24 protein-coding genes and 1 pseudogene are annotated in these 23,577 nt (G+C 75.4%); 15 read left to right on the forward strand and 10 right to left on the reverse strand.

Translation table 11 applies throughout. The features are described 5' to 3' along the window. The 8 genes from ACFXPX_RS23930 to ACFXPX_RS23965 all read left to right on the forward strand — a co-directional run. Window positions 1–581 (forward strand): urea transporter (locus tag ACFXPX_RS23930; RefSeq protein ID WP_380643143.1); only part of this gene is annotated, 581 nt, incomplete at its 5' end. Window positions 582–679: 98 nt separating this feature from the next. Continuing rightward, window positions 680–985 (forward strand): urease subunit gamma, encoded by a 306-nt coding sequence (locus tag ACFXPX_RS23935; RefSeq protein ID WP_188310190.1) that lies wholly within the window; start codon window positions 680–682, stop codon window positions 983–985. A 3-nt stretch (window positions 986–988) separates the two neighbouring features. Further along, window positions 989–1,834 carry a sirohydrochlorin chelatase gene (locus tag ACFXPX_RS23940; protein WP_380523118.1) on the forward strand — a complete coding sequence of 282 codons (846 nt, stop codon included), beginning with the start codon at window positions 989–991 and terminating at the stop codon, window positions 1,832–1,834. A gap of 23 nt (window positions 1,835–1,857) precedes the next feature. After that, window positions 1,858–2,301 carry an urease subunit beta gene (locus ACFXPX_RS23945; protein WP_375892073.1) on the forward strand — a complete coding sequence of 148 codons (444 nt, stop codon included), beginning with the start codon at window positions 1,858–1,860 and terminating at the stop codon, window positions 2,299–2,301. Beyond that, entirely contained in the window at window positions 2,301–4,025 is a 1,725-nt protein-coding gene (ureC, locus tag ACFXPX_RS23950) for an urease subunit alpha (protein ID WP_380523120.1), read from the forward strand. Before ACFXPX_RS23945 ends, ureC begins: the two co-directional genes overlap by 1 nt. Next, window positions 4,022–4,738, forward strand: a complete 717-nt coding sequence (locus ACFXPX_RS23955) for an urease accessory protein UreF (protein ID WP_380643145.1) — start codon at window positions 4,022–4,024, stop codon at window positions 4,736–4,738. The genes ureC and ACFXPX_RS23955 overlap by 4 nt, the downstream gene beginning before the upstream one ends. A gap of 45 nt (window positions 4,739–4,783) precedes the next feature. Further along, on the forward strand, window positions 4,784–5,404 hold the full coding sequence (gene ureG / locus ACFXPX_RS23960) for an urease accessory protein UreG (protein WP_375892068.1): 621 nt from the start codon (window positions 4,784–4,786) through the stop codon (window positions 5,402–5,404). After that, entirely contained in the window at window positions 5,401–6,366 is a 966-nt protein-coding gene (locus ACFXPX_RS23965; RefSeq protein ID WP_380643147.1) for an urease accessory protein UreD, read from the forward strand. The genes ureG and ACFXPX_RS23965 overlap by 4 nt, the downstream gene beginning before the upstream one ends. Before the next feature lie 66 nt (window positions 6,367–6,432). Here ACFXPX_RS23965 and ACFXPX_RS23970 read toward each other — a convergent pair whose 3' ends face one another. Then, on the reverse strand, window positions 6,433–6,927 hold the full coding sequence (locus ACFXPX_RS23970; RefSeq protein ID WP_380523123.1) for a MarR family winged helix-turn-helix transcriptional regulator: 495 nt from the start codon (window positions 6,925–6,927) through the stop codon (window positions 6,433–6,435). A 68-nt stretch (window positions 6,928–6,995) separates the two neighbouring features. On the opposite strand from ACFXPX_RS23970, the gene ACFXPX_RS23975 reads away from it, so the two are divergent. Together ACFXPX_RS23975 and ACFXPX_RS23980 are read left to right on the forward strand one after the other, a co-directional pair. Continuing rightward, window positions 6,996–7,871, forward strand: a complete 876-nt coding sequence (locus ACFXPX_RS23975; RefSeq protein WP_380523124.1) for an NmrA/HSCARG family protein — start codon at window positions 6,996–6,998, stop codon at window positions 7,869–7,871. A 98-nt stretch (window positions 7,872–7,969) separates the two neighbouring features. Further along, window positions 7,970–9,589: a serine/threonine-protein kinase gene (locus ACFXPX_RS23980; RefSeq protein ID WP_380643149.1), complete on the forward strand. Its 1,620-nt coding sequence runs from the start codon at window positions 7,970–7,972 to the stop codon at window positions 9,587–9,589. Window positions 9,590–9,615: 26 nt separating this feature from the next. On the opposite strand, the gene ACFXPX_RS23985 is transcribed toward ACFXPX_RS23980, so the two are convergent. Genes ACFXPX_RS23985 through ACFXPX_RS23995 form a run of 3 tightly spaced genes read right to left on the reverse strand, consistent with a single transcriptional unit; the run spans window position 9,616 to window position 12,348 of the window. Beyond that, window positions 9,616–10,071: a protein phosphatase gene (locus tag ACFXPX_RS23985; RefSeq protein ID WP_380523126.1), complete on the reverse strand. Its 456-nt coding sequence runs from the start codon at window positions 10,069–10,071 to the stop codon at window positions 9,616–9,618. A gap of 17 nt (window positions 10,072–10,088) precedes the next feature. Next, window positions 10,089–10,928: an SDR family NAD(P)-dependent oxidoreductase gene (locus ACFXPX_RS23990; RefSeq protein ID WP_375892057.1), complete on the reverse strand. Its 840-nt coding sequence runs from the start codon at window positions 10,926–10,928 to the stop codon at window positions 10,089–10,091. Window positions 10,929–10,965: 37 nt separating this feature from the next. Beyond that, window positions 10,966–12,348: a LuxR C-terminal-related transcriptional regulator gene (locus ACFXPX_RS23995; RefSeq protein ID WP_380586976.1), complete on the reverse strand. Its 1,383-nt coding sequence runs from the start codon at window positions 12,346–12,348 to the stop codon at window positions 10,966–10,968. A gap of 163 nt (window positions 12,349–12,511) precedes the next feature. Between ACFXPX_RS23995 and ACFXPX_RS24000 the strand changes: the two genes are divergently transcribed. Continuing rightward, a complete protein-coding gene (locus ACFXPX_RS24000; RefSeq protein ID WP_380586973.1) occupies window positions 12,512–13,438 on the forward strand; it encodes an NADP-dependent oxidoreductase in 927 nt (308 codons plus the stop codon). A gap of 144 nt (window positions 13,439–13,582) precedes the next feature. After that, a complete protein-coding gene (locus ACFXPX_RS24005) occupies window positions 13,583–14,359 on the forward strand; it encodes an SDR family NAD(P)-dependent oxidoreductase (RefSeq protein WP_380643151.1) in 777 nt (258 codons plus the stop codon). 20 nt (window positions 14,360–14,379) lie between these two features. Here the strand turns inward: ACFXPX_RS24005 and ACFXPX_RS24010 are convergent, their stop codons facing one another. Next, window positions 14,380–14,904 (reverse strand): hypothetical protein, encoded by a 525-nt coding sequence (locus ACFXPX_RS24010; protein WP_380643153.1) that lies wholly within the window; start codon window positions 14,902–14,904, stop codon window positions 14,380–14,382. 107 nt (window positions 14,905–15,011) lie between these two features. Here ACFXPX_RS24010 and ACFXPX_RS24015 point away from each other — a divergent pair, with 107 nt between their 5' ends. Then, window positions 15,012–15,788, forward strand: coding sequence for a GNAT family N-acetyltransferase (locus ACFXPX_RS24015; RefSeq protein WP_380523132.1), 777 nt, complete (start codon window positions 15,012–15,014; stop codon window positions 15,786–15,788). Window positions 15,789–15,807: 19 nt separating this feature from the next. Here the strand turns inward: ACFXPX_RS24015 and ACFXPX_RS24020 are convergent, their stop codons facing one another. From ACFXPX_RS24020 to ACFXPX_RS24035, 4 genes and pseudogenes are all read right to left on the reverse strand, one after another. Further along, the gene (locus ACFXPX_RS24020; RefSeq protein WP_380643155.1) at window positions 15,808–16,491 is read right to left on the reverse strand and encodes an ABC transporter ATP-binding protein; all 684 of its coding nucleotides are present in this window, start codon (window positions 16,489–16,491) and stop codon (window positions 15,808–15,810) included. A 52-nt stretch (window positions 16,492–16,543) separates the two neighbouring features. Next, entirely contained in the window at window positions 16,544–17,236 is a 693-nt protein-coding gene (locus tag ACFXPX_RS24025; RefSeq protein ID WP_380587089.1) for an ABC transporter ATP-binding protein, read from the reverse strand. 274 nt (window positions 17,237–17,510) lie between these two features. After that, on the reverse strand, window positions 17,511–19,490 hold the full coding sequence (locus ACFXPX_RS24030; protein ID WP_380643157.1) for an ABC transporter permease: 1,980 nt from the start codon (window positions 19,488–19,490) through the stop codon (window positions 17,511–17,513). A gap of 142 nt (window positions 19,491–19,632) precedes the next feature. Beyond that, window positions 19,633–20,049 (reverse strand): annotated as a pseudogene (locus ACFXPX_RS24035) (hypothetical protein); the annotation flags it as partial. 260 nt (window positions 20,050–20,309) lie between these two features. Here ACFXPX_RS24035 and ACFXPX_RS24040 point away from each other — a divergent pair. Continuing rightward, window positions 20,310–20,897, forward strand: coding sequence for a hypothetical protein (locus ACFXPX_RS24040; protein WP_380643159.1), 588 nt, complete (start codon window positions 20,310–20,312; stop codon window positions 20,895–20,897). Further along, window positions 20,888–22,300, forward strand: a complete 1,413-nt coding sequence (locus ACFXPX_RS24045) for an ABC transporter substrate-binding protein (protein WP_380643161.1) — start codon at window positions 20,888–20,890, stop codon at window positions 22,298–22,300. The genes ACFXPX_RS24040 and ACFXPX_RS24045 overlap by 10 nt, the downstream gene beginning before the upstream one ends. A gap of 72 nt (window positions 22,301–22,372) precedes the next feature. Here the strand turns inward: ACFXPX_RS24045 and ACFXPX_RS24050 are convergent, their stop codons facing one another. After that, complete coding sequence (locus ACFXPX_RS24050) at window positions 22,373–23,467, reverse strand: PP2C family protein-serine/threonine phosphatase (RefSeq protein ID WP_380523139.1); 1,095 nt, start codon at window positions 23,465–23,467, stop codon at window positions 22,373–22,375. Window positions 23,468–23,577: the final 110 nt, after the last annotated feature.

Consider the following 23,577-nt stretch of genomic DNA (forward strand, 5'->3'; position numbering starts at 1 on the left):
GGCGTGGACTGCCCGCGCTGACCGCTCCGTTCTGCCTGGTCGCGACCGCCGTCACGGTGGCCGCGCCCGGGTTCCGGCGGCTGTGGCCGGAGGGCGGCAGCCCGGCCGCGCTGCCCGCACCGGCCACCGGCGGCACCGGCCTGAGCTGGGAACACCTCTGGCACGGGTTCTTCGCCAACATCGGCCAGGTCTTCCTCATGCCCCAGTGGTACGTCGGCCTGCTGTTCCTGGCCGGGCTGTTCGCGGCCGGCCGGCTCGCCGGGCTGATGGCCTGCGTCGGCAGCGCCACCGCACTGCTCACCGCCCGGGTGTTGGGCGCCCCGGCGGAGGCGGTCGAGCAGGGGCTGCTCGGCTACAGCAGCGTGCTGGTGGCGCTGGCGCTGTGCGGGGTGTTCATCGCCCCGGACGGCTGGAGCGCGGCCTACGCCGTGCTCGGTGCGGCGGCCGCCACCGTGCTGACCCCGGCGCTCGGCGCGGTCACCGCGCCGTTCGGCGGCCACGCCTTCACCTGGCCGTTCGTCCTGACCACCCTGCTGTTCCTGGCGGCGGTGCCGGCGATTCCCCGGCTGCGTCGGATCTGAACCCGTAGTCGCCCTAACCTGGTATTCCGTCGGCCAACTCCCCTGCAATTCCTATGACTTGCATTTCGTCGGATTCTCGGAAAGGAAAAGTGGTTCCGATGAACCTCTCCCCGCGTGAGATGGACAAGCTCTACATCTACGTCGTGGCCGATCTGGCCCGCAAACGCCGCGACCGCGGCGTCAAGCTCAACTACAGCGAGGCCTGCGCGCTGATCAGCGAGGCCATCATGGAGGGGGCCCGGGACGGCCGCACCGTCGCCGAGTGCATGGAGATCGGCAAGCAGGTCGTCAGCAACGCCGAGGTCATGCCCGGCGTCCGTGAGATGCTGCCGCTGCTCCAGGTCGAGGCCGCCTTCCTGGACGGCACCAAGCTGGTCTCCTGTCACGACCCGGTCGGTGCCTGACCCATGACCGCACCACAGTCCGCCACGGTCGTGCTGGCCGGCGGGCACGAGAGCGACGGCGGCCGCGACCTGGCCGCCCTGGTCGGGCAGGGGCGCGGGCAGGGGCACGGGTACGCCGGGCACGCGGCGGCCGCCGCCGGGCGCCCGCTCGCCGAAGCCGTCCGGTCCGCCCTGGCGGCCGGGGACGGGCCGGTGTGCGTCGTCCCGATGACCCTCGGCCGCGACCCGAAACTGATCGCCGACACCGCCCGCGCGCTGCGCTGGCTCGCCGCCGGCGAGGGCCGCGGACGGCTCGCGCTCACCGCACCCTTCGGCGCCGCCGAGCACCTGATCGGCTGGCTGCGCGCCGCCGCGGCCACGGCCGGCGACGGGGACGCCGTCCTGGTCACCGCCCCGGCGGCCGGGCCCTTCGAGGACGCCGAACTGTTCCGGATCGCCCGGCTGGTCCGCCAGTACGGGCGCCACCACCGGGTCGAGGTCGCCTTCACGGGCGGCGACCCCGACCCGGCCGAGGGCGTCGAACGCTGCCGGCTGCTCGGCGCCGGGCGGGTCACGGTCGTCCCGGCCTCCTTCGGCACCGCGCTGCCCCCGGGCCCGACCGGCGAGGGCGTCCGGGACGGCGGCCCGCTGCTGCGCCCGGCCGCGATCGCCGGAGTGGTCGCGGCCCGCACGGCGGCGGCGCTGCACCTGCTCGGCCACGGCGAGGACGGCATCCTGGCCGGCCTCGACGCCGAGCACGGCCACGGCTACGCCCACAGCCACGGCCCGGGCGAGGCGCACCACCACCACGGCCACCCGCACGCCCCCACGCACCCCCACCCCCGAGCACCTGCACACACCCCCCACTGAACCGGCAGAGAGGAAGGCCAGCCATGTCCGGTGGCGCTGCGTACCTGTACGGCGACGACCCGGTGGAGATCAACGCCGGCCGCGCCAAGGCCACGATCACGGTCAGCAACACGGGCGACCGCGCGATCCAGGTCGGTTCCCACTACCACTTCTTCGAGGCCAACCGCGCCCTCGACTTCGACCGCAACGCCGCCTTCGGCAAGCACCTCGACATCCCGGCCGGCACCGCCGTCCGCTTCGAGCCGGGGGACACCAAGGACGTCACCCTGGCCGAGTTCGGCGGGCACCGCCGCCTGGTCGGTTTCAGCAACCTGGTGGACGGCGGCACCACCGCGCGCGACACCCGTGCCCGGGCCATCGACCGGGCCATCGCGCGCGGCTTCAAGGGCACCAACCTCGACCTCAAGGACGACGACCTGCACGGCAGGGACTTCCACACCCGGACCCACTCGGAGGGCGACCGCTGATGGCCATGCTGTCCCGCAAGCAGTACACCGACCTCTTCGGCCCCACCGTCGGTGACCGCTTCCACCTGGCCGACACCAACCTCGTGGTCGAGGTCGAACAGGACTTCAACCAGGGCCACTACGGCGACGAGGCCGTCTACGGCGGCGGCAAGGGCATCCGCGACGGCATGGCCCAGGACCCGGCCGCCACCTCGGCGCAGGGCGCGCTCGACCTGGTGATCACCAACGTCGTCGTGCTGGACCCGGTGCTCGGCGTGGTCAAGGGCGACATCGGCGTCAAGGACGGCTTCATCACCGCCGTCGGCAAGGCCGGCAACCCGCACACCCAGAGCGGGGTGCACCCCAAGCTGGTGATCGGCCCCGGCACCGAGGTGATCTCCGGCGAGCACCTGATCGCCACCGCCGGCGGCATCGACACCCACATCCACTTCATCGCCCCGCAGCAGGCCCAGGAGGCGCTGAGCAACGGCATCACCACCCTGATCGGCGGCGGCACCGGCCCCTCCGACGGCACCAACGGCACCACCTGCACCCCCGGCCCGTGGAACATCGGGCGGATGTACCAGGCGGTCGAGGACCTCCCGGTCAACGTCGGCCTGCTCGGCAAGGGCAACGGCTCGCTGCCGGGCGCGCTGCGCGAGCAGGTCGAGGCCGGGGTGTGCGGGCTCAAGGTGCACGAGGACTGGGGCAGCACCCCGGCGGCCATCGACAGCGCGCTGCGGGTCGCCGACGAGTACGACGTGCAGGTGGCCATCCACACCGACACCCTCAACGAGTCCGGCTTCTTCGAGGACACCCTGTCCGCGATCGACGGCCGCACCATCCACACCTTCCACACCGAGGGCGCGGGCGGCGGCCACGCCCCCGACATCATGCGGATCGCCGGCGAGCCCAACGTGCTGCCGTCCTCCACCAACCCGACCCTGCCCTACACCGTCAACTCGGTGGACGAGCTGCTCGACATGGTGATGGTCTGCCACCACCTCAGCCACGACATCCCCGAGGACGTCTCCTTCGCCGACTCCCGGGTGCGCGCCGAGACCATCGCCGCCGAGACCGTGCTGCACGACGAGGGCGTCATCTCGATCTTCTCCTCCGACTCGCAGGCCATGGGCCGGATCGGGGAGTCCTTCACCCGCGCCTTCCAGACCGCCCACCACTGCAAGGCGCAGCGCGGCAAGCTGGACGGCGACAGTGAGCGCAACGACAACGTCCGGGTGCTGCGCTACCTCGCCAAGCTCACCATCAACCCGGCGATCGCCTCCGGCACGGCCGAGTACATCGGCTCGCTGGAGCCCGGCAAGCTCGCCGACATCGTGCTGTGGCCGATCAACTCCTTCGGCGCCAAGCCCAAGCTGGTCATCAAGGGCGGCCTCATCAACTGGGCGCTGATGGGCGACCCCAACGCCTCGCTGCCCACCCCGCAGCCGGTCTACTACCGGCCCATGTACGGGGCGCTCGGGCGGGCCAGGCAGGCCACCCGGATCACCTTCATGTCCCAGGCCGCCGTCGACCTCGGGGTGCCGAAGGAACTCGGCCTGGACAGCCGGGTGCTGCCGGTGCGGCACTGCCGCTCGGTCGGCAAGCAGCACATGGTGCGCAACGACGCGCTGCCGAGGATCGCGGTCGACCCGGAGACGTACAAGGTCACCCTGGACGGCGAGCCCGCGACCATCGAGCCGGCCCGCGAACTGCCGCTCAACCACCTGTTCTACCTCGCGTGAGCGGCGCCGACCCGGGCCCCGCCGACGCCGGGCTGGACGCCCTGCTGGTCAGCCTCCAGCTGACCGACTCGGCCTTCCCCAGCGGCTTCTACACCCTCTCGCACGGCCTGGAGGGCTACGCCCAGGCCAAGGCCGTCACCGCCGACACCATGCCGGTGCTGCTCGCCGACCTGCTGCGGCACAGCGTCGGACCGGCCGACGCCACGGCGCTCGCCCTGGCCCACCGGGCCGCCGGCGCCGGGGACTGGGCGCTGCTCGCCGAGACCGACCAGCGGCTGCACGCCACCAAGCTCAACCGCGAGCTGAGGCTCGCCGCCACCCGCACCGGGCGCCAACTCCTGGACATCGCCCGGGAGTCGGTGGGCGGCGAGCCGCTGGAGCGGTACGCCGCGCTGGTCGCCGACAAGCGCGCCCCCGGCTGCCAGGCGGTGGCCGCCGGGGTCGCCTACGCCTCGGCCGCCGTCTCCGTCGAACAGGCCGTGGCGGGCGACCTGTTCGCCTTCTGCACCAGCTTCGTCGGCGCCGCGCTGCGGCTGCGGCTGACCGACCACCGCAAGGCGCAGGTGGTGCTGCGGGCCACCGCCCCGGTCATCCGCGAGGTCGTGGCGGCCGCGCTGGAGCGGGAGTCGGCGGACCTCGGCGGCTGCGTACCGGTCGCGGACGCGATGTCCGGACGGCACGAACGGGCCGAGGCCCGGCTCTTCGCGAGCTGAACACCCGCTGAACGCTGGACACCCCTACGAATGGAGGAGGACCCCATGACCGAGAACGTGCTCCGGGTGGGCATCGGCGGCCCGGTCGGCTCCGGCAAGACGGCGCTCATCGAGGCGCTGGTGCCGGTGCTGATCGAGCGCGGCCACCGCCCCGCGGTGATCACCAACGACATCTACACCCAGGAGGACGCCCAGCACGTCCGCCGCACCCTCGCCGGGGTGCTCGACCCGGAACGGGTGGTCGGCGTCGAGACCGGCGCCTGCCCGCACACCGCCGTGCGCGACGACCCGACCATGAACCTGGCCGCCGGGGCCGAGATGCTGGAGCGCTTCCCCGACGTCGACACCCTGCTGTACGAGTCCGGCGGCGACAACCTGACCCTGACGTTCAGCCCGGTGCTGGTCGACCTCTTCCTGTTCGTCCTCGACACCGCCGAGGGCGAGAAGATGCCCCGCAAGCGCGGCCCGGGCATCACCGAGTCGGAGCTGCTGGTCATCAACAAGACCGACCTCGCCCCGTACGTGCGCGCCGACCTCGGCGTCATGGAGTCCGACGCCCGGCGGGTCCGCGAGGGCGGACCGGTGGTGCTCACCAACTGCCTGACGGGGGAGGGGCTGGAGGAGATCGCGACCTTCCTGGAGACCTTCCGCAAGGTCCCGGCATGACGGTGGCCGCGCGGGCCCCCGAGGGGCGGCGGCCGGTGCCCCGGCTCGACCCCCGGCACTACGAGCCGGCCCGGGTCCCGCAGGCGGTCCGCCGGTACGCCGGGACGCCCGACACCCTCGCGGTCGGGCGCCCCGGCAAGGTCGGGCTGCTGGAGCTGGCCTTCGAGCGGATCGGCGGGCGCACCGAACTCACCGGCCACTACCAGAAGTCGCCGCTGCAGATCATGCGCCCGCTGTACTTCGACCCGGCCCGCCCCGACCTCGCCGTCACCCTGCTGATGTCCACCGGCGGCGGCATCCTCCAGGCCGACCGGCTGCGCACCGACATCCGCTGCGGGGCCGACACGGCGGTCCACCTGACCACCCAGGCGGCCACCAAGGTCTACCGGATGGAGTACGACTACGCGACGCAGCTGGTCAATCTGGAGGCCGGGCCCGGCGCCTACGTGGAGTACCTGCCCGAGCCGGTGATCCCCTTCGTCGACTCGCGCCTCTACCAGCGCACGGTGCTCACCGTGGACCGGGGGGCGACCGTCCTGGCGGGCGAGACCGTCCTCGCCGGCCGCCTCGCCCGGGGTGAGCGCAACGCCTACCAGGTCTTCGCCTCGGACCTCGAAGTGCGGCGCCCCGACGGCGAGTTGGTGGCCCTGGACACCGTCCGGCTGGAGCCCGCCGGGGCCGGCGTCACCGGCCCCGCCGTACTCGGCGGGCACGACGTGATGTCCAGCCTCTACGTGCTCAGCCCGCTCGCCCCCGCCGCCCGGATCGCCGACGCGCTGCACGAGGCCCTGGCCGACCGCGGCCTGCTGTACGGGGTCAGCGTGCTGCCGCAGGACAGCGGTGCCTGGCTGCGGCTGCTCGACTCCGACACCCGCGTCTGCGCCGCCGCCCTGCGGGCCGCCTGGGACGCCGTCCGCCGGCTGCTGATCGGGGCGCCGGCGCCGGAGCTGCGCAAGACCTGACGGGGCCGGGGGCCGGGGGCCTTGCCGGGCGGGGGAGGCCTGGTCGGGCCCGGAGTCCTGGCGGCCCTAGGAGTCCCGGTCGCCCCCGGGGCGCAGGTCCGTGTCGGCGAGGCGGGCGATCTGCCGGTGGCTGAGTTCGACCGTGCGGTTCATGTGCCGAAGCAGGAAGGCCAGCTCGTCCTCGCTGTCCTCGGCGAAGATCGCGGCCCAGTCGCCGCCGAGCTCGCGCCAGACCTCCCCGAAGCGCGCCAGTGCGTCGGGGAGGACGGCGACCAGCACCCGGCGGCGGTCGGCCTCGTCCCGCTGCCGGGCCACCAGGCCCGCCTTCTCCAGGCGGTCGACCAGTCGGGTCGCCGAGCCGCTGGTCAGTCCGGTCAGCTCGGCGACCCGGCCGGTGGTGACGGGGCCGTCCTCCAGGGTGAGCAGGTTGAGGCACTGGACGTCGGTCGGGTGCATGCCGAGGTGGTCCGCGACGGCCTGGTTGAACAGCACGTAGGAGGCCAGGTAGCGGCGCGAGAGCGGCCAGAGCCGGGCCAGCAGTTCGTCGCGGTGGGGGGTCATGGGGCCAGGGTAACCGGCAGGCCGTTAATCATTTGCGTCACGCAGAGATCTCTTCGTATGTTGTCTGCATGACGCAGATAATATCTCGACCCCCCGTCGCCGTCACCGGAGCCACCGGCGCCCAGGGCGGCGCCACCGCCCGGGCCCTGCTCCGGGCCGGCCGCCCGGTCCGGGCCCTCACCCGCGACCCCGGATCCCCGGCCGCCCGCGAACTCGCCGCCCTCGGCGCCGAGCCGGTCCGTGCCGACTTCGACGACCCGGCCTCGCTCGCCGCCGCCCTAGACGGTGCCGGGAGCCTCTTCGCGATGTCCACCCCGTTCGGGACGGACCTCGACACCGAGGTCCGCCAGGGCATCGCCCTGCTCGACGCCGCCCGCGCCGCCGGCACCGTGCGGCACGTCGTCCTCACCTCCGCCACCAACGCCGACCGCTCCACCGGCATCCCGCACTTCGACTCCAAGCAGCGCATCGAACAGCACCTCGCCGGCCTCGACCTGCCCTGGACGGTCATCGGCCCGGCGGCCTTCCTGGACAACTACGCCAACGACTGGACCCTCGCCTCGCTGCGCGAAGGGGTCTTCCCGCTGCCCATGCCCCCCGGCGTCCCCCTCCCGGTGATCGCCGCCGAGACCATCGGCGACTTCGCCGCCCACGTCCTGGCCCACCCGGACGACTACGCGGGGCGGCGCATCGACATCGCCTCCCAGTGGTGCACCGGCGAACAGATCGCCGCCGCCATCACGGCGGCGGCCGGCCGGCCGGTCCGCTGCCAGGAGGTGCCGCTGTCCGTCGTCGAGACCTACTCCCAGGACCTCGCCGCGATGTTCCGCTACTTCCAGGAGGTCGGCCTGGAGATCGACACCGACACCCTGCACGCCGAGACCCCGGCCGTGCAGTGGCGCACGCTGGAGTCCTGGGCCGCCGGGCAGACCTGGGACCTCTGACCCGCTCCGCCCCGGCGGCGCCGGCCCGCCCCGTCGGCCAGGCCGGTGCGGGACTGCCGGTGTCACCGATGACGGACCGCGCCCCTACGATGACCGTCATGAATTCTGGGGGGCCGGGGCTCCAACTCATCGACGGACGCTTCGAACTGGTGGAGCGGCTGGGCGGCGGCGGCATGGGACTGGTGTGGCGGGCACGCGACACCCTCCTGGAGCGCGAGGTGGCCTTGAAGGAGGTGCGCCCGCCCGACCCGGCCGACCTCGCCGGCGACCCGGGCGCGGCGGCGGTGCTGCGCGAGCGGGTCCTGCGGGAGGCCCGGTCGCTGGCCCGGCTCAACCACCCCCATGTGGTGACGATCCACCACATCGTCGACCGGCCCGAGTACCCGCACCCCTGGCTGGTCATGGAGCTGGTGACCGGCGGCTCGCTGCACGAGCGGCTCGCACGCGGCCCGATGACGCCCCTGGAGGCGGCCCGCCTCGGCCGCGGCGTGCTGTCCGCCCTGAGCGCCGCGCACGCGGCCGGCATCCAGCACCGCGACGTCAAGCCCGGCAACGTCCTGCTGCGCCCGGACGGCACCCCGGTCCTCACCGACTTCGGCATCGCCGCGCTGTCGGAGGCGCCCAGCCTGACCACCACCGGCGCCCTGATCGGCTCGCCCGAGTACATAGCCCCCGAGCGGGTCCGCGGCGAGGAGGGCAACCCGGCCTCCGACCTGTGGTCGCTCGGCCTGATGCTGTACGTCGCGGTGGAGGGGCAGCACCCGCTGCGGCGCGCCACCACCCTCGCCACGCTGGCCGCCGTGCTGGACGAGCCGGTACCGGCCCCGGTGCGGTCCGGGCCGCTGGGCCCGGTGCTCGCCGCCCTGCTGGTGCGGGACACGGCCGCGCGCCCCGACGCCTGGCAGCTCGACCGGCAGCTCGCCGACGCCGAGGTCGCGGCGGCGGCCGAGGCCCAGGCCGGGGCGGTCGGCACGGTCCGCCTGCTCCCGCCCGCGGCCGCCACGGCCACCGGCCCGACGGCCACGGCCACCGCCCCGCCGCCGACCGGGTACGCCACGGGGCACCCCACCGGGCAGGCCTACGGCCCGCCGCAGACCCTCGGCCAGGAGCCGCGCGACGCGATGCCCCCGCCCCGGCCCGGCAGGCTGCGCGGCGCGCTGCGCACCGGCTACCTGGTGCTGGTCCCGGTGCTGATGGTGAGCATCGGCTTCGCCGTCCAGCACTTCGCGGCCCGGGGCGGCGACAGCACCGCCACCCCGCCGGCGGCCTACCCGGGCCTGCTGACGCCGACGGGCGCGCGCGGCGCCGTCCAGTCCATGAGCCAGAAGTCGGGCGGCCGCCCCTTCCTGGAGTTCACGCTCCGGCAGGACTCTGGCGACGCCCTCGTCGCGACCGCCGCCAACCCGAACCTCTACGACAGCCTCTCCTACCGCGACGGCAAGTCCACGCCCGGCATCCGCTCCGGCACCGTGGCCTTCGGCGAGAAGCCGCTGGACCTCCGGTCCGTCAACTGGGACGCCCTCCCCGCGCTGCTGCAACGGGCCGACGCCGAACTCGGCATCACCCACCCGACCAGCCACTACGTGTTCCTGCACGACGCCCAGGGGATGGGCGACACCGAACCGTCGCTGCTGGTGTACGTCGCGGACGCCTACGGCGCCGCCTACCTCAGGGCGGACTTCGACGGCACGGTCGTGAAGGCGTACCCGCGCAGCTGAGGACCGGTCAGTCGCCGCAGGACCGGTCAGTCGGTCGAGGGCCGGGCCCAGCGCTCCACGAACTTCCGCTGCCAGGGCGTCTCCACGGCGTGCCGGCCGTAGTGCTCCCGCACGTACCCGACCGCCTCCGCCGCCGGCACGCCGTCCAGCACGGCGATGCAGGCCAGGGCCGTGCCGGTGCGCCCGCGGCCGCCCGCGCAGGCGAGTTCGACCCGCTCGCCGGTGCAGCGCTCCCAGGCCTCCCGGAAGGCGTCGGCGGCGTCCGTGCGGTCGGCGGGCAGCCGGAAGTCGGGCCAGCGCACCCAGCGGCTCTCCCAGGGGAGCGGCTTCGGTTCGCGCCCCAGCAGGTAGATGCCGAAGTCGGGGCGCGGGCCCGGCGGCAGCGGGTTGAGGACGCCGCGGCCGCGCAGCAGCCGCCCGGAGGGCAGGCGCAGCACGCCCGGGGCGTCGGGGGCCCAACTCGTGCGGGGGTGCTCGGTCATGTCGTTGATGTCGCCTTTCAGAGGTCGGCGTGCCCGACGAGCTTCAAGCAGCGCTCCCACAGCTCGGCCCGGGCCCGCAGGTCGTAGGCCTGGCGGTTGGCGCGGGCCTCGCGCAGCCGGTCGTAGTAGCGGCCGGTGGTGCCGGCCAGGGCCGGGTCGGTGACCAGCCGGTGGGTGGCGGTGACGCCGTCCTCCAGGCTGTCGATGCTGTGGCCGATCTCCCGGAGCACCATCTTGGTGGGCATGTACGTCGACGGGTGGAGGCTGTTGACGGTCACTTCGGCGGCCGGCACCCGGGCGGCGAGCTCCATGCCGCAGGCGATCTGGGCGAGCTTGCTGCGGCAGTACGCGCTGGTGCCGTCGTAGCCGTTCTCCAGCATGAGGTCGTCGAAGTCGATCTCCTGCTGTCCGGCGGAGGCGACGTTGACGATCCGGGCGGGCGCGCAGGCGCGCAGCAGCGGCAGCAGTTCGAGGCTGAGCAGGAAGCCGGCCAAGTGGTTCACGGCGAAGCGCAGTTCGTGGCCGTCGGCGCTGGTGCGGCGGGTGCGGCCGTCAGGTTCGCCGGCGCCTATGCCCGCGTTGTTGACGAGGACGTCGAGCCGGCCGGTGGTGGCGCGGACCTCGGCCGCGAGGGCGCGGACCTGCTCCAGCTCGGCGAGGTCGGCGAGCAGGGTGGCCGGGCGGGCCGTCCCGTGGGCCTCGGCCACCTCCCGGGCGGTGCGGTCGAGCCGGTCCCGGTCGCGGCCGTGCAGCAGGAGGGTGGCGCCCTCGGCGGCCAGGCGGTGGGCGAGGGCGCGGCCGAGGCCGTCGGTGGAGCCGGTGATGAGAACGGTCCGCGGTGGGGTGGGCGTGGTCATCGGGACTCCTGTCAACGGGTGTGGCGGCGGATCCGGTTCAGGATGCCACGTGCAGCCGCGCGCCGCCGGGCATCCCGGCGCGGTGGGCGAGGGCGGCCGCCTCGCCGCGCGAGCCGACACCCAACTTGGCCAGGATGTTGGCGACGTGGAACTTCACCGTGGACTCGCTGATGTGCAGCTCCGCGGCGATGTCCCGGTTGCGGCGGCCCTGGGCGAGCTGGTCGAGCACCTCCAGTTCGCGCGGCTGGAGCCCGTCCAGCGGGTCGGTGACGGCGGTCGGCGAGGGCATGCCGAGCGGCAGCTCCACCGTCACGGTGGTGCCCCAGTTGGGGACGGACTCGACCTCGTAGCGGCCGCCGAGGGCGGTGATCCGGTCGGCGGTGCGGTGGACGGCGAGGGCGTCCGCGGCGAGCACCCCGAGGCCGTCGTCGCGCACCACGGTGCGCAGCGCGCCGTCCGCCGTGAACTGCCAACTCAGGTGCAGCCGACCGGGCTTCTCCTGCTCCATCATCAGCATGACGGCGCACTGCACGGCGGCCCGGGCGGTGTGCGCGGTGTCCGCGGGGATGGACCGGGTGGCGTCGGACGGCGGCGCGAGGTCGAGCCGGACCCCGGTGTGCCGCAGCAGCGGGCGCAGTTCGCGGGCGAGCCGGGCGAACGCGGCGTCGGCGGGCTCCTCGCTGAGCTCGCGGTCCAGGTCCGCGGCCCGGCGCAGGTCGAGCAGGGCGGTGACGGCCAGGTCGGTGGCGGCCCGGCGGGCGGCGCGGTCGTCCAGGTCGGCCGAACGCAGCGGCGCCAGGACGGCGGTCAGCGCGGCACTGTGGGTGCCGGTGAACTCGGCGATGGTCCGGGCCCGGGTGACGGCCGCGGTACGGGAGATCATCGCCTGACCGGGCGCGGCGTCGGTGGCGCGGTGCTCGGAGTGGGCGATCACCAGCTCGCACACCTGCTGGAGGACGGCGAGCGCACCGGCCGGCACCGGCGCGGCGTCGCCGCGGACCAGGACCAGCAGCACCTCCTTGTCGTCGGCCGGAGCGGCGATCACCACCACCGGCCGGGTCCGGCCCGCCAGTTCGGCCTCGCCCTGCCAGGGGCGGCCGGCCGAGGTCGTCCCGGCGGCCTGCTCGGCGAGCCGGGCCAGCTCCAGCCCGGAGAGGCCGCCGACCAGCTCGCGCGGGCCGTGGGCGTTGGCGGGGGAGTAGGCGCAGACACCGCTCAGGTGGGCGATCGCGACGTGCGGGACGAGCGTGCGGACCACCGCCGACAGCCGCGGCACCACCTCGGGCCGGGGCGCGCGCAGCACCTCGACGGCCCGCGCCAGCGCGTCCTCGGGGCGGCCCCAGTACTCCCGCCAGGCCTCGTCGGGGCCGGGGCCGTCCACCGCGTCCATGCCTTCGTGCGACTCCATGCCTGCGTCCATGCCCTTCACCCTAGTTCCGGGGCCGCCCCCGGCCGCCCCTCCCTTCGGCCAGGTGGAACTGTCCGAACGGCCGGCCGGGGGCCTGCGGCCGGCGCCGCAGGATGGAGCCGTCGGAACGAACAACCCCCGGACGGACAACGCCCGGACGAACCGAGGATCTTCCATGACCAAGGCCATCGCTTTCCCCCGGTACGGCGACGCGGACGTGCTGCGCCCGATCGAGCTCGACCTGCCCGCCCCCGGGCCCGGCCAGGTGCGGGTCGCGGTCCGCGCGGTCGGCGTCAACCCGCTGGACCACAAGGTGCGCAGCGGCGCGTTCGACGGCATCATCCCGGTCACCTTCCCCGCCGTGCCCGGCTACGAGGTCGCCGGGGTGGTGGAGGCGGTCGGCGCGGAGGTCACCGCCTTCGCCCCCGGCGACGAGGTGTTCGGCGCCCTGATGGGCGGCGGCTACGCCGAGCACGCGCTGCTCGACGCCGACCAGGTGGTGGCCAAGCCCGCCACCTTGAGCTGGGAGGAGGCCGCGGCGATCCCGGTCGCCGCCGAGACCGCCGAGCGGGTCCTCGACATCCTGGGCGTGCGCTCCGGGGAGACGCTGCTGGTGCACGGCGCCGCCGGGGCCGTCGGCACCCTGCTGCTCCAGTTCGCCCGGGCCCGCGGCATCACCGTGATCGGCACCGCGAGCGAGGCCAACCACGCCTACCTGCGGGAGCTGGGCGCGATCCCGGTGACGTACGGCGAGGGCCTGGCCGAGCGGGTGCGGGCGGCCGCGCCGGGCGGGGTCGACCGCGTCCTGGACGCGGCGGGCAAGGGAGTGCTGCCGCTCTCCGTCGAACTGGCGGGCAGCGCCGAGCGGGTGCTGACGATCGCCGACATCCCCGGCGCGCAGGAGCACGGCATCCGTTTCAGCGGCGGAGCCGAGGGCGGCGAGTCGTACCACGGGCGCGCCTTCGCGGCCGCCCTCGCCCTGCACCGGGCGGGCACCCTGCGGCTGCCGCTGCACCGGGTGCTCCCGCTGGCGGAGGCGGCGCAGGCGCACCGGATCAGCGAGGACGGGCACGTGCGGGGGAAGATCGTCCTCACGGTCTGAGCGGCCTGAGTGGCCTGAGTGGTCCGAGTGGTCCGAGCGCTGCCGCCGTCCGAGCGCTGCCGCCGTCCGGGCCGGTCCGCTGTCGACCCGGGCCCGTCGGGCGGAAGTCCGGCCCCGCGCCGCCGCGCTCGGTAGAGTCCCGCCATGGTGACTCTGAACGCGGCGGGGCGGCTGGCCGGCCGTTCCTGCGTGGTGACCGGCGCGGCCAGCGGCATCGGCCGGGCCGTCGCGGAACGCTTCGTCCGGGAGGGCGCGTCGGTGGTGGCCACCGACCTGGACGCCGAGGGGCTGGACCGGCTGGCCGGGCGGTTCCCGGAGGCCGTCAGCACGGTGGTCGGTGACGTGTCCGTCGACGCGGACGCCCGCCGGATGGTCGCGGCGGCCGTCGAACGGCACGGGCGGATCGACGTGCTGGTGGCCAACGCCGGGGTGATCCCGCTGATGGACATCACCGAGGCGAGCGCCCAGGACTGGGACCGGGTGATGGCCGTCGACGGCCGCGGCATGTTCCTCACCTGCAAGTACGCGATCGAGGCGATGCTCGCCCAGGAACGGCCGGGCGGCTCGATCGTCTGCCTGTCCTCCATCTCGGGCGAGGCCGGCCAGCGCGGCCAGGCGGTGTACGGGCCCGCCAAGTTCGTCGCCTCCGGGCTGACCAAGCACCTCGCCGTCGAATGGGCGGACCGCGGCATCCGGGTCAACGCCGTCGCCCCCGGCACCATCGGCACCGAGCGGGTCGCCCGGCTGCGGGACGAGCCCGGCGGGCCCGAGTACCTGGCGGCGATCGAGAAGCTGCACCCGATGGGCCGTCTCGGCGACCCGGCCGAGGTCGCCGCCGCCGTCCTCTTCCTCGCCTCCGAGGAGGCCTCGTTCATCACCGGCGCCGTCCTGCCGGTCGACGGCGGCTACCTGGCGCAGTAGCGGGCGGGGCGCGGGGCCGATCAGGCGCCGCCCGCCGTTCCGACGTCGCGGACCCAGACGGGCAACGGCGGGAGGGGCGGCCCCGGGACCCAGTTCCCGTCCGCGTCCAGGACGTCCCCGTCGTTCGGGGGTTCGTCGAGGTCGCCGATGTCCACCAGTTCGGTGCGCAGGACCGTGCCGGGCTCGTCGTCGGCGAGGTGGTCCGCGACGATCGGGCCGAGGTCCGTGGTCGGCAGGTAGTTCCCGCGGAACGGCAGGTCCCGCGGCCCGACCGAGCCGGTCGAGCAGCGCAGTTGCCCGGCCAGCACGTCGTGCCAGACGTAGAAGGTGGCCGGCCCGTGGTGGCCGAGTGCCCGGACCCGCTCCCGGAGCAGGGCGGCGGTGCGCTCGAAGGCGTCCACCACCTGCTGGACGGTCAGCGTCCGCCGGTCCTCCTCCTCGGCGGTCATCCACCAGGTGTTGGTCCGCTGCTCCGCCGGACGGTCGTCCGGGTCCAGTACCAGTGGGTCGTCCGCGAGTTCGGCGATCCACGTGAGCAAGGGCATGGCGGCAGTATCCCAGCCCCCGCGCCCGCCCGCGCCGGGCGGGGGCGTTCGTGGGCGGGCCGTAAAAGCGGTGGCGCCCGGCCGTCGCGGCGTGCTGGAGTGGTCGGATGGATCGTGATCATGTACTCGCCCTGTTCGACCAGCGGATCCGGCGCGACGCGCGGCCGGACGGCCCCGACGTCCGGGTCGAGCGCGACGGCGCCGTGGTGCGCCAGGTGGGGGGCGAGCACGCCTGGAACGGCATCGTCTGGTCCGGACTGGACGAGGCCGGGGCGGACGCCGCGATCGCCGCGCAGGTCGCCCACTTCACCGGGCTGGGCCTGGAGTTCGAGTGGAAGACCTACAGCCACGACCGCCCCGCCGACCTCGGCCGGCGGCTGCTCGCGGCCGGGTTCACCGCCGAACCCGACGAGGCGCTGATGATCGCCCGGATCGCGGACCTGCCCACCGACGCGGCCCTGCCCGAGGGCGTCCGGCTGGAGCCGGTGACCGACGAGGCCGGGGTGGACCTCATGGTGACCGCCCACGATCTGGCCTTCGGGGCCGCATCCCCGACCCTGCGCGGGCGCCTGCTCGACCACCTCCGGCACGACTCGGAGACGCTGCTCCTGGTCGTCGCGATGGCCGGCGACCAGCCGGTGAGCGCCGCCCGGACGGAGCTCACCCCGGGCACCGGCTTCGCCGGCCTGTGGGGCGGCGGCACCGTCCCCGGCTGGCGCGGGCGCGGCATCTACCGCGCCCTGGTCGCCCACCGCGCCCGCCAGGCCGCCGCACTCGGCTACGAGTACCTCCAGGTCGACGCGAGCGACCAGAGCCGCCCCATCCTGGAGCGGCTCGGCTTCGCGCGGCTCAGCACCACCACGCCGTACGTGTACCAGCCGTAGGGCCCGGGCGCCGGGGGCGTCACGGCGTGGGCGTGAACCGCCCCGGCAGTGCCTCCCCCGGCTCGCCCGAGAACACCACCTCACCCCGGTGCAGCACGTGCACCGCCGCCGCCCCCGCCAGCGAGCGGGGCAGGGACTGCGCGGCCAGCACCACCGTACGGCCCCCGGCCGCCCCGGCCAGCAGCACCGCGTGCAGCCGCGCCGCCACCGCCGGCGCCAGCCCGCGCTCCGGCTCGTCCAGCAGCAGCAGATCGGGCCGCGCCCCCAACGCCCGCCCCACCGCCACCAGTTGGCGCTGACCGCCGGACAGCGTGCCCGCCCGGCGGGGCAGCAGCGCGGACAGCTCCGGGAACGCCTCCAGCACCTCCGCCGGCACCTCCGCCCGCCCCGCACCGCCCAGGCCCAGGTTCTCCGCCACGGTGAGCGAACCGAACACCCCGCGCTCGGCCGGCGCCAGCGCCAACCCCAGCCGCACCCGCCGGTGCACCGACAGCCCGGTGACGTCCCGCCCCCGCCAGCACACCCGCCCACCGGACAGCGGCACCACCCCCGCCAGGGCGTGCAGCGCACTGGTGCGCCCCGAACCGTTGCGGCCCAGCAGGACGGTGACGGCGGCGGCCGGAAAGGCGAGGTCCACACCGTGCAGCGCCTCCAGCGGCCCGTACCGGACCCGGACGCCGCACAGGGCCGCGGCTACCGGCATGCGATCACCCCGGCGGCGTCCAAGCAGGGCTTCCCGTACGGGAGTTCGGCACTCACGGGCGGCCACCCCAGGCCTCGGCCACCCGGGCGTCCGCCAGCACCGCCGCCGTCGGCCCGGCCGCCACCACCCGGCCCTGCGCCATCGCGTAGACGGCATCGGCGAGTTCGGCCACCAGCTCGGCATCGTGCTCGACCAGCAGCAGCGCCATCCCACGCCCCGCGAGAGCGCGCAGTACCGCCACCAGACGGCCCGTCTGGGCGGCATCGAGCCCCGCCGCCGGCTCGTCCAGCAACAGCACCCGGGGCTCGCCCGCCAGCGCCCGCGCCAACTCCACCAGCCGCAGCACCCCGGTGGGCTGCACCCCCGCCGGCTCGTCCGCGACACCCCGCAACCCGAGCAACCCCAGCGCCCGCTCCGTCCGCTCCGCCGCCCCCCTGCCCCCTCGCTGCTCCGCGCCCACCCGCACGTTGTCGGCCACCGAGAGGGTCGGGAAGACGGCGATCTGCTGGAACGTCCGCGCCAACCCGAGCCGCACCCGCCGGTGCGCGGCCACGGCGGTCACGTCCCGCCCGCCCAGCAGCACCTGCCCGGCATCCGGCCGCACCGTCCCCGCCAGACAGTCGAACAGGGTGCTCTTCCCCGCCCCGTTCGGCCCGATCAACGCCGTGATCCGCCCACCCGGAGCCACCAGGTCCACCCCGCCCACCGCCACGATCCCCCCGTACCGCCGCACCACCCCCCGCACGGTCAACCGCGCCGCCGTCACGACGCCCCACCGGGGGGCGTCGTCCAGCTGAACAGGCCTACGGGGAAGGTGAGGTGGCTCGTCGTCCGCCGTCTCCGGCCGGCAGGGGCCTCGGCTCCTGCCCGCGGTCGTAGGGCGTCGGGTCGGGCCGCACCCGGCAGGGTGGTGGCGCGGGGGAGTCGGTGGTGGATCCGGCCGCAGTGTCGGGCGGGGGGCGAGGATCTGTTCAACGGGCCTTCCTTCGCAGGGAGTTCGGGTGGCGCCGGTGCTCCGTTCACGGGCGGCGGTTCAGGGTGGCGCGGAGGCGTCGGCCGGTGGGGGTGAGGCGGCCGGGCGGGAGGTCTGGCGGGGGGTCGCGCCGTGCGGTGGGGAGGGCGGCGAGGCCGCCGGGGAGGCGGCCGATGGCGGCGGCGAGGACGCCGACCGCGACGGCCGAGACGCCGGTGACGGTGCCCGCGTCGAGGCCGATCAGCAGGGCGGCGGCGAGGACGGCGCCGAGGGCGCTGTCGGCGCCGGCGACGACCACGGCGGCGAACCAGAGCAGGCCGCGGACCGGGTCGAAGGACGCCGCGTCGAAGGCGCGGCCCGCGAGGCCCATCAGGCCGCCGCCGAGGGCGGCGAGCGCGGCGCCGACCACGAAGGCGAGGAGTTTGAGGCCCGGTACGTCGACGCCCGCCGCGACCGCACCGGCCTCGTGGTCGCGCATGGCGGTGAGGGCGCGGCCGAGGCGGCCGCGGTGGAGGGCGCGGACGGCGAGCAGACCGAGGCCGAGCAGGAGGAGTTCGGCGAGGTAGAAGGCGCGGTCGCCATCGAGGAGGGCGGGGCGGTCGAGGGTGAGTCCGGTGGTGGCGTAGGGCTGCTGGAAGACGAAGCGGCTCAGCGCGGTGCCGAAGGCGAAGGTGACGAGGGCGAGGGCGAGTCCGCGGCGGCGGATCGCGGGCCGGCCGGTGAGCAGGCCGAGCGGGGCGGTGGCGAGGACGGCGAGCAGCAGTGCGGGGACGGCCGGGAGGGCCGGCAGGCCGGGGACGCGACCGCTCATCAGCAGGGCGGTGCCGAGCGCGCCGAGGCCCGCGTACCCGGCCTGGCCGAGGGAGGTCTGCCCGCCGTAGCCGGTGACGACGACGACGGACAGCAGCACCAGGGCGAGGGCGGGGACGAGCAGGGCGCTGCGCAGGTCGTTGCCGCGGAAGCCGAAGGGCAACAGGAGCAGCACCAGGCAGACCGCGCCGGCCGACCGCCCGCCGCCGCCTCCTCCTCCTCGCCCTCCTCCTCGTCCTCCTCCGGGTCGGTGGCTCCGGGAGGTGAGCGGCGCCCCGCCGTCCGGGGCCCGGCCCCCGGTGATGCCGGGCCCCGCGAGCAGGGCGGCGGCGAGCAGCGCGATCACGAACAGGTTGGACTGCACCGCCTGGACCAGCGGCAGCAGTTGGCCGGACGGGCGGAGCCGGGTGAGTTCGGACTGGGCGATGCCGAGTCCGAGTCCGGTGGCGACGGCGACGGGGATGCTGCGCAGCCGGGCGGCGACGGCGACGGCCATGGTCTCCATGACCAGCAGCGGCAGCCCGTACGGGTCGAGCAGCAGGTAGGGCGCGAGGGCGACGCCGACGAGTCCGGCGGTGAAGGTGCCGAAGGCCCAGCCGAGGGCGGAGACCCGGTCGGCGTCGACGCCGGTGAGGGCGGCGAGCCGGCGGTCGTCGACGACGGCGCGCAGGTGGAGGCCGAGGCGGGTCCAGCGGGTGGTGGCGGCGACGGCGAGGCCGAGGACCAGGATCGCGGCGAGCTGGGCGACGGTGTCGGGGCGCAGGGTGTGGCCGCCGGGCAGCCGGATCGGGGCGCCGCCGAACGGGCTGGGCGCGCCGGCCAGCGGGGCCGGTCCCCACAGCAGGACGGCGACTCCGATGAGCAGCACGAACACGCCGAGCCCGGCGACCATGGTCTCGGCCGGTCCGGCGCCGCGCCGTTGCAGCGGGCGGTGCACGAGGACGTCGAGGAGCACGCCGAGGGCGGGCGCGACCACCAGCAGGCAGCAGGCGAGGGTCGGCCAGACCGGCCAGTGCCGGACGACCACGAGGTCGCGCAGCAGGTAGGCGACGGCCATGGCCTGGGCGCCCTGGGCGATGTTGAGCACGCCGGTGGCGCGGTGGCAGACGACCAGTCCGATGCCGCTGAGCGCGGCGGCACTGCCGACGGTGAGCCCGGCGAGGGCGAGGTCGAGGGTGAGGCCGAACGAGTCGGGCGCGGCGAGCAGGACGGTCATCGGTTCAGCCGCTCGGCGGGGCGGCTTCGCCCGGACGGGTGGCGGGCCTGCTCGGGGCGTCCGGGGTGTTCGGGGCGTCCGGGGTGTTCGGGGTGTTCGGGGTCTCCGGGAGCCCCAGGGCGTCCGGGGCCCCGGGGGCGTCCGGCGAGCAGAGCGGGCAGGGCGTCAAACCCCGCTCCCGTACGGCGGCCGCGTCCACCGGTGCGGCCGTCGCCTTGCCGGTGACCAGTGGGCAGTCCGGCCGGTGGTAGCGGGTGCCCTCGGGGACGGCGAGTGGCCCCGACCGGTGCGCCGGGGCCGGATCAGGCCCCGGCCCCGGCTCGGCCCCGGGCTCCACCAGCAGGTCGTACAGGCGCTCGACCCGCCGGTCGGTCAGTTCCCCCAGGCGCCCGCGCGGGGGCGGCGGCCGCAGCGCGACCAGGACGGCGCCGGCCACGATCAGGGCCGCGCCGGGGACGGTGGCGGAGGCCAGGTAGGGGACCTGCTGCTCGACGAAGCGTTCGCCGGAGACCCCGTACCAGCCGAGCACGCACAGCACGGCCCCGACCGCGAGGAGCAGCCAGCCGGCCCGGTCACGCCCGGCCCGCTCGCGCCCGGCCCGCTCGCGCGCGCTCCGGAGGCTCTGCGGCAGGCGGGCACCGCGCCGGACGGGGGAAACCCTCGGGGCGGTACGGGTGATTTCTCCGTCGGATTGCGATGCGTCCATGGATCCGCCTTCATGGTGTCACCTGAGACGTTTCCAGGATCGGCCTGGAACAGCATCCGGGGATCCGCGACCGGCCGGGCGCAGTCCGGGCGGCGCGGTCGAGAGGGAACACCATGCGCGTGACGCGAAGCGGCACCTCCCGGGGCGGCAGCGCCCTCCTGCGGACGGCGGGCGGGCTGCTCGCCCTGCTGCTGGCGGGCACCGCGGCCGGGTGCGGCAGCACCAAGTCCGGGTCCGGGTCCTCGGCCTCCTCCCCGGCCGCGACCGCGAGCGTCACCGCCGGTGCGAGTGTCACCACCGGCGCCGGCGCCGGCGCCAGTGCCACCGCCCCCGCCGACCCGGCCGCCGCCCAGGCGGAGGTCACCGCCAACTGGGAGAAGTTCTTCGACCCGGCCACCCCGATCGCCGACAAGGCCAAGCTGCTCCAGGGCGGCGACACGCTGCTCCCGGTGCTCCAGGGCTTCTCCCAGGACCCCCGGGTGGGCCAGGTGAAGGCCACGGTGGGCGGGGTCGCGTTCACCGACGCCGCCGACGCGACCGTCACCTACGCGCTCTCCCTCCAGGGCACCGTGGTCGCGCCGGCCGCGACCGGGCAGGCCGTCCTCGACAACGGCACCTGGAAGGTCTCCCGCTCGACCCTGTGCGGGCTGCTCACCCAGGCCGGCGGGGCCAGTGCCACCCCGGTCCCCGGATGCGGCTGACCGCACCTCGGCGGCACCTGACCGCACTGCCGCACGGCCGCGGGCCGACGCCCGTCCTGCGTCCGGTCCTGGTCCCGGTCCTGGCCCTGCTCCTGGCCCTGGTGACGGTGCTCGCCGGCTGCGGCACCCGGCTGCCGGACGGCGCCTTCACCGCCCGCGCCACGCCCGCCCCGGGGGCCGGCGGCAACCCGCCCTCCGACACCGGCGTGTCCGCGACCGGGATCCGGATCGGCATCGTCACCTCCCTGACCAGCCCGGTCGGCAGCGAGGTGTTCAGCGGCCCCCGGTACGGCGCCCAGGCGTTCTTCCAGGCCCTCAACGACCGCGGCGGCCTGCACGGGCGCACGGTCGAGGTGGTGACCTGCGACGACGGCGGCAGCGGCATCGGCAACCAGGACTGCGTGCACCGGCTGGTCGACCAGGCGCACGTCTTCGCCCTCGTCAGCGGCAGCGTCCTGGACTACGCGGGCGCGCCGTACGTGAGCGGCAAGGCGGTGCCGGACGTCGGCGGCCAGCCGATCGGCACGGCGTACGACCGCTGGCCGCACCTGTACGGGATCTACGGCAGCGCCGCCCCGCGCGACGGCCGGGCGGTCGGCTGGAACGGCACCCTGTACCAGAGCACCGAGGTGTTCCGTTTCTTCAAGCAGCGCCTGGGCGCCGACAGCGCCGCCGTGGTCGCCTACAACCAGGCCGACTCGGCCCGCTACGCCGGACAGCTCAAGGCGGGGCTGGAGGCGGAGGGCTACCGGGTGCTGCTCCAGACGGTGGACTTCGCGCTGCCGAACTTCCAGGCGGTGGCCGCGGCCGTGCGCGCCGACGGCTCGCAGCTGCTGTTCGACGCGATGGACTCGCGCGGGAACGCGGCGCTCTGCCGGGCGCTGGACGAGGCCGGGGTGTCGGTCGCGGCGAAGGTGACCACGGTGCAGAACTGGTCGGAGTCGGTGCGCACCGACTACGCCGCCTCGCCGAACTGCCGCAACGCGCTCTGGGCGACGTCCTCCAGCCAGAACTACGAGGACGAGCGGCACCCGGCCGTGCACGACTTCCGCGCCGCGATGGCCCGCTCCTACCCGGACCGGGCCGACCGGCTGTCCGCGTGGGAGCTGGAGGGCTGGGCGGGCGCCCAGTGGCTCGCCGACGCCCTGGACTCCTGCGGCGCCGCACCGACCCGGGTCTGCGTCGAGGCCTTCCTGAACCGCGCCGAGCCCTACGACGCGCACGGGCTGATCCTGCCCGCGTCCTTCGTGCCGCAGCCGCCGCCGAGCGGGCCCACCCGGGCCTGTCTGAACGTCGCCCGCTGGCAGGACTCCGCCGGGGGCGGGCGGGGCGGCTGGGTCACCCAGGTGCCGGCCATGACCACGGACTGCTTCGACGTGCCGCAGCTGCCGTACCGGCCGTGACCGACGGCGGGTCCCGTGGCCGACGGCGGGGCCCGTGGCCGAAGACGGGTCCCGGCGAGGGGCGGACGCGTCCTAAGGGAGCCGCTCCACCATCACCATCGCCGCGTCGTCGTCCAGCCGGCGGCCGACGTGTGCCAGCAGGTCGCGGCGCAGGCGGCTCAGCAGGACGCCGGGGCGCTCGGCCTGCCAGGCGGTGACCCGTTCGGTCAGCGGGTAGAAGCGGCGCTGGGCGTCCCGGGCCTCGATCACCCCGTCGGTGTAGATCAGCAGCCGGTCGCCCGGGTGGAACGGGAAGGTCTGCACCTGGTACGAGACCGGGGCGAGTTCGCCGAGGCCGAGCGGCGGTGCCGGGTTGCGGGTGGTGAGCGTGGTGACGCCGTCCGGGCGCAGCAGCAGCGGGGGCGGGTGGCCGCAGTCGATGAGGTGGACGTGCGAGCCGTCGTCGGGGATGTCGATCAGCACGGCGGTGATGAAGGACTCGCCGCCCTCGTCCGGCGCCTCCTCGGCCGGGCGCTGGTGCCGGGAGCGTTCGGCCCGCCGGGCCTCGGCCAGCTGGGCGAGGTCCCAGCAGACGCTGCCGTCCAGGTACTCGGCCAGGCCCGGCAGGTCGGCGTGCAGGTGGGCGGCGGCGCGGAAGGCGCCGAGCAGCAGGGCCGCGTCGCCGAGCGAGGACAGCCCCTTGCCGCGGACGTCGCCGACCAGCAGCCGGGTGCCGTCGGTGGTCCGGGCGGCCGCGTACAGGTCGCCGCCGACCTGGGCCTCGGCCTCGGCGGCCAGGTAGAAGGAGGCCAGGTGCAGTGGTCCGATCCGCTCCGGCAGCGGGCGCAGCAGGACCCGCTGGGCGGCCTCGGAGACCGAGCGCACCCGGGCGAGCTCGCGTTCGTGCCGGTCGCGCAGCACCCGCAGGCCGACGATCAGCGCCGAGACGACCACCTGGGCGCTCAGCTGGGTCTCGATGTTGGCGCTGGTCAGGCCGTCCCGGACGGCGCCGATGGCGGTGAGCGCGGCGAGGGCCAGCAGGGCGACCCCGGCGGTGGCCCGCGGGCCGGCGAAGGAGGCGGTGAGGGCCGGGGCGACGATCAGCAGCGGGCCGAGGTGGATCGACGGCGGGGAGAGGATGTCGACGACGGTGATCACGACGATCAGTGCGAGCGGCAGTGCCGTCATCACTCGGCGGTCGGGTCGCCAGGAGCGGCGGCGGGCGCGGGGACGGGGGTCATCGGGACGCTGCCGGAGGGGCACCTCTCCTCTGTACACCGTGGGGGCGGTGGGGCGCA

This window comes from Kitasatospora sp. NPDC059146, assembly GCF_042786665.1.
Classification (GTDB): Bacteria; Actinomycetota; Actinomycetes; order Streptomycetales; family Streptomycetaceae; genus Kitasatospora.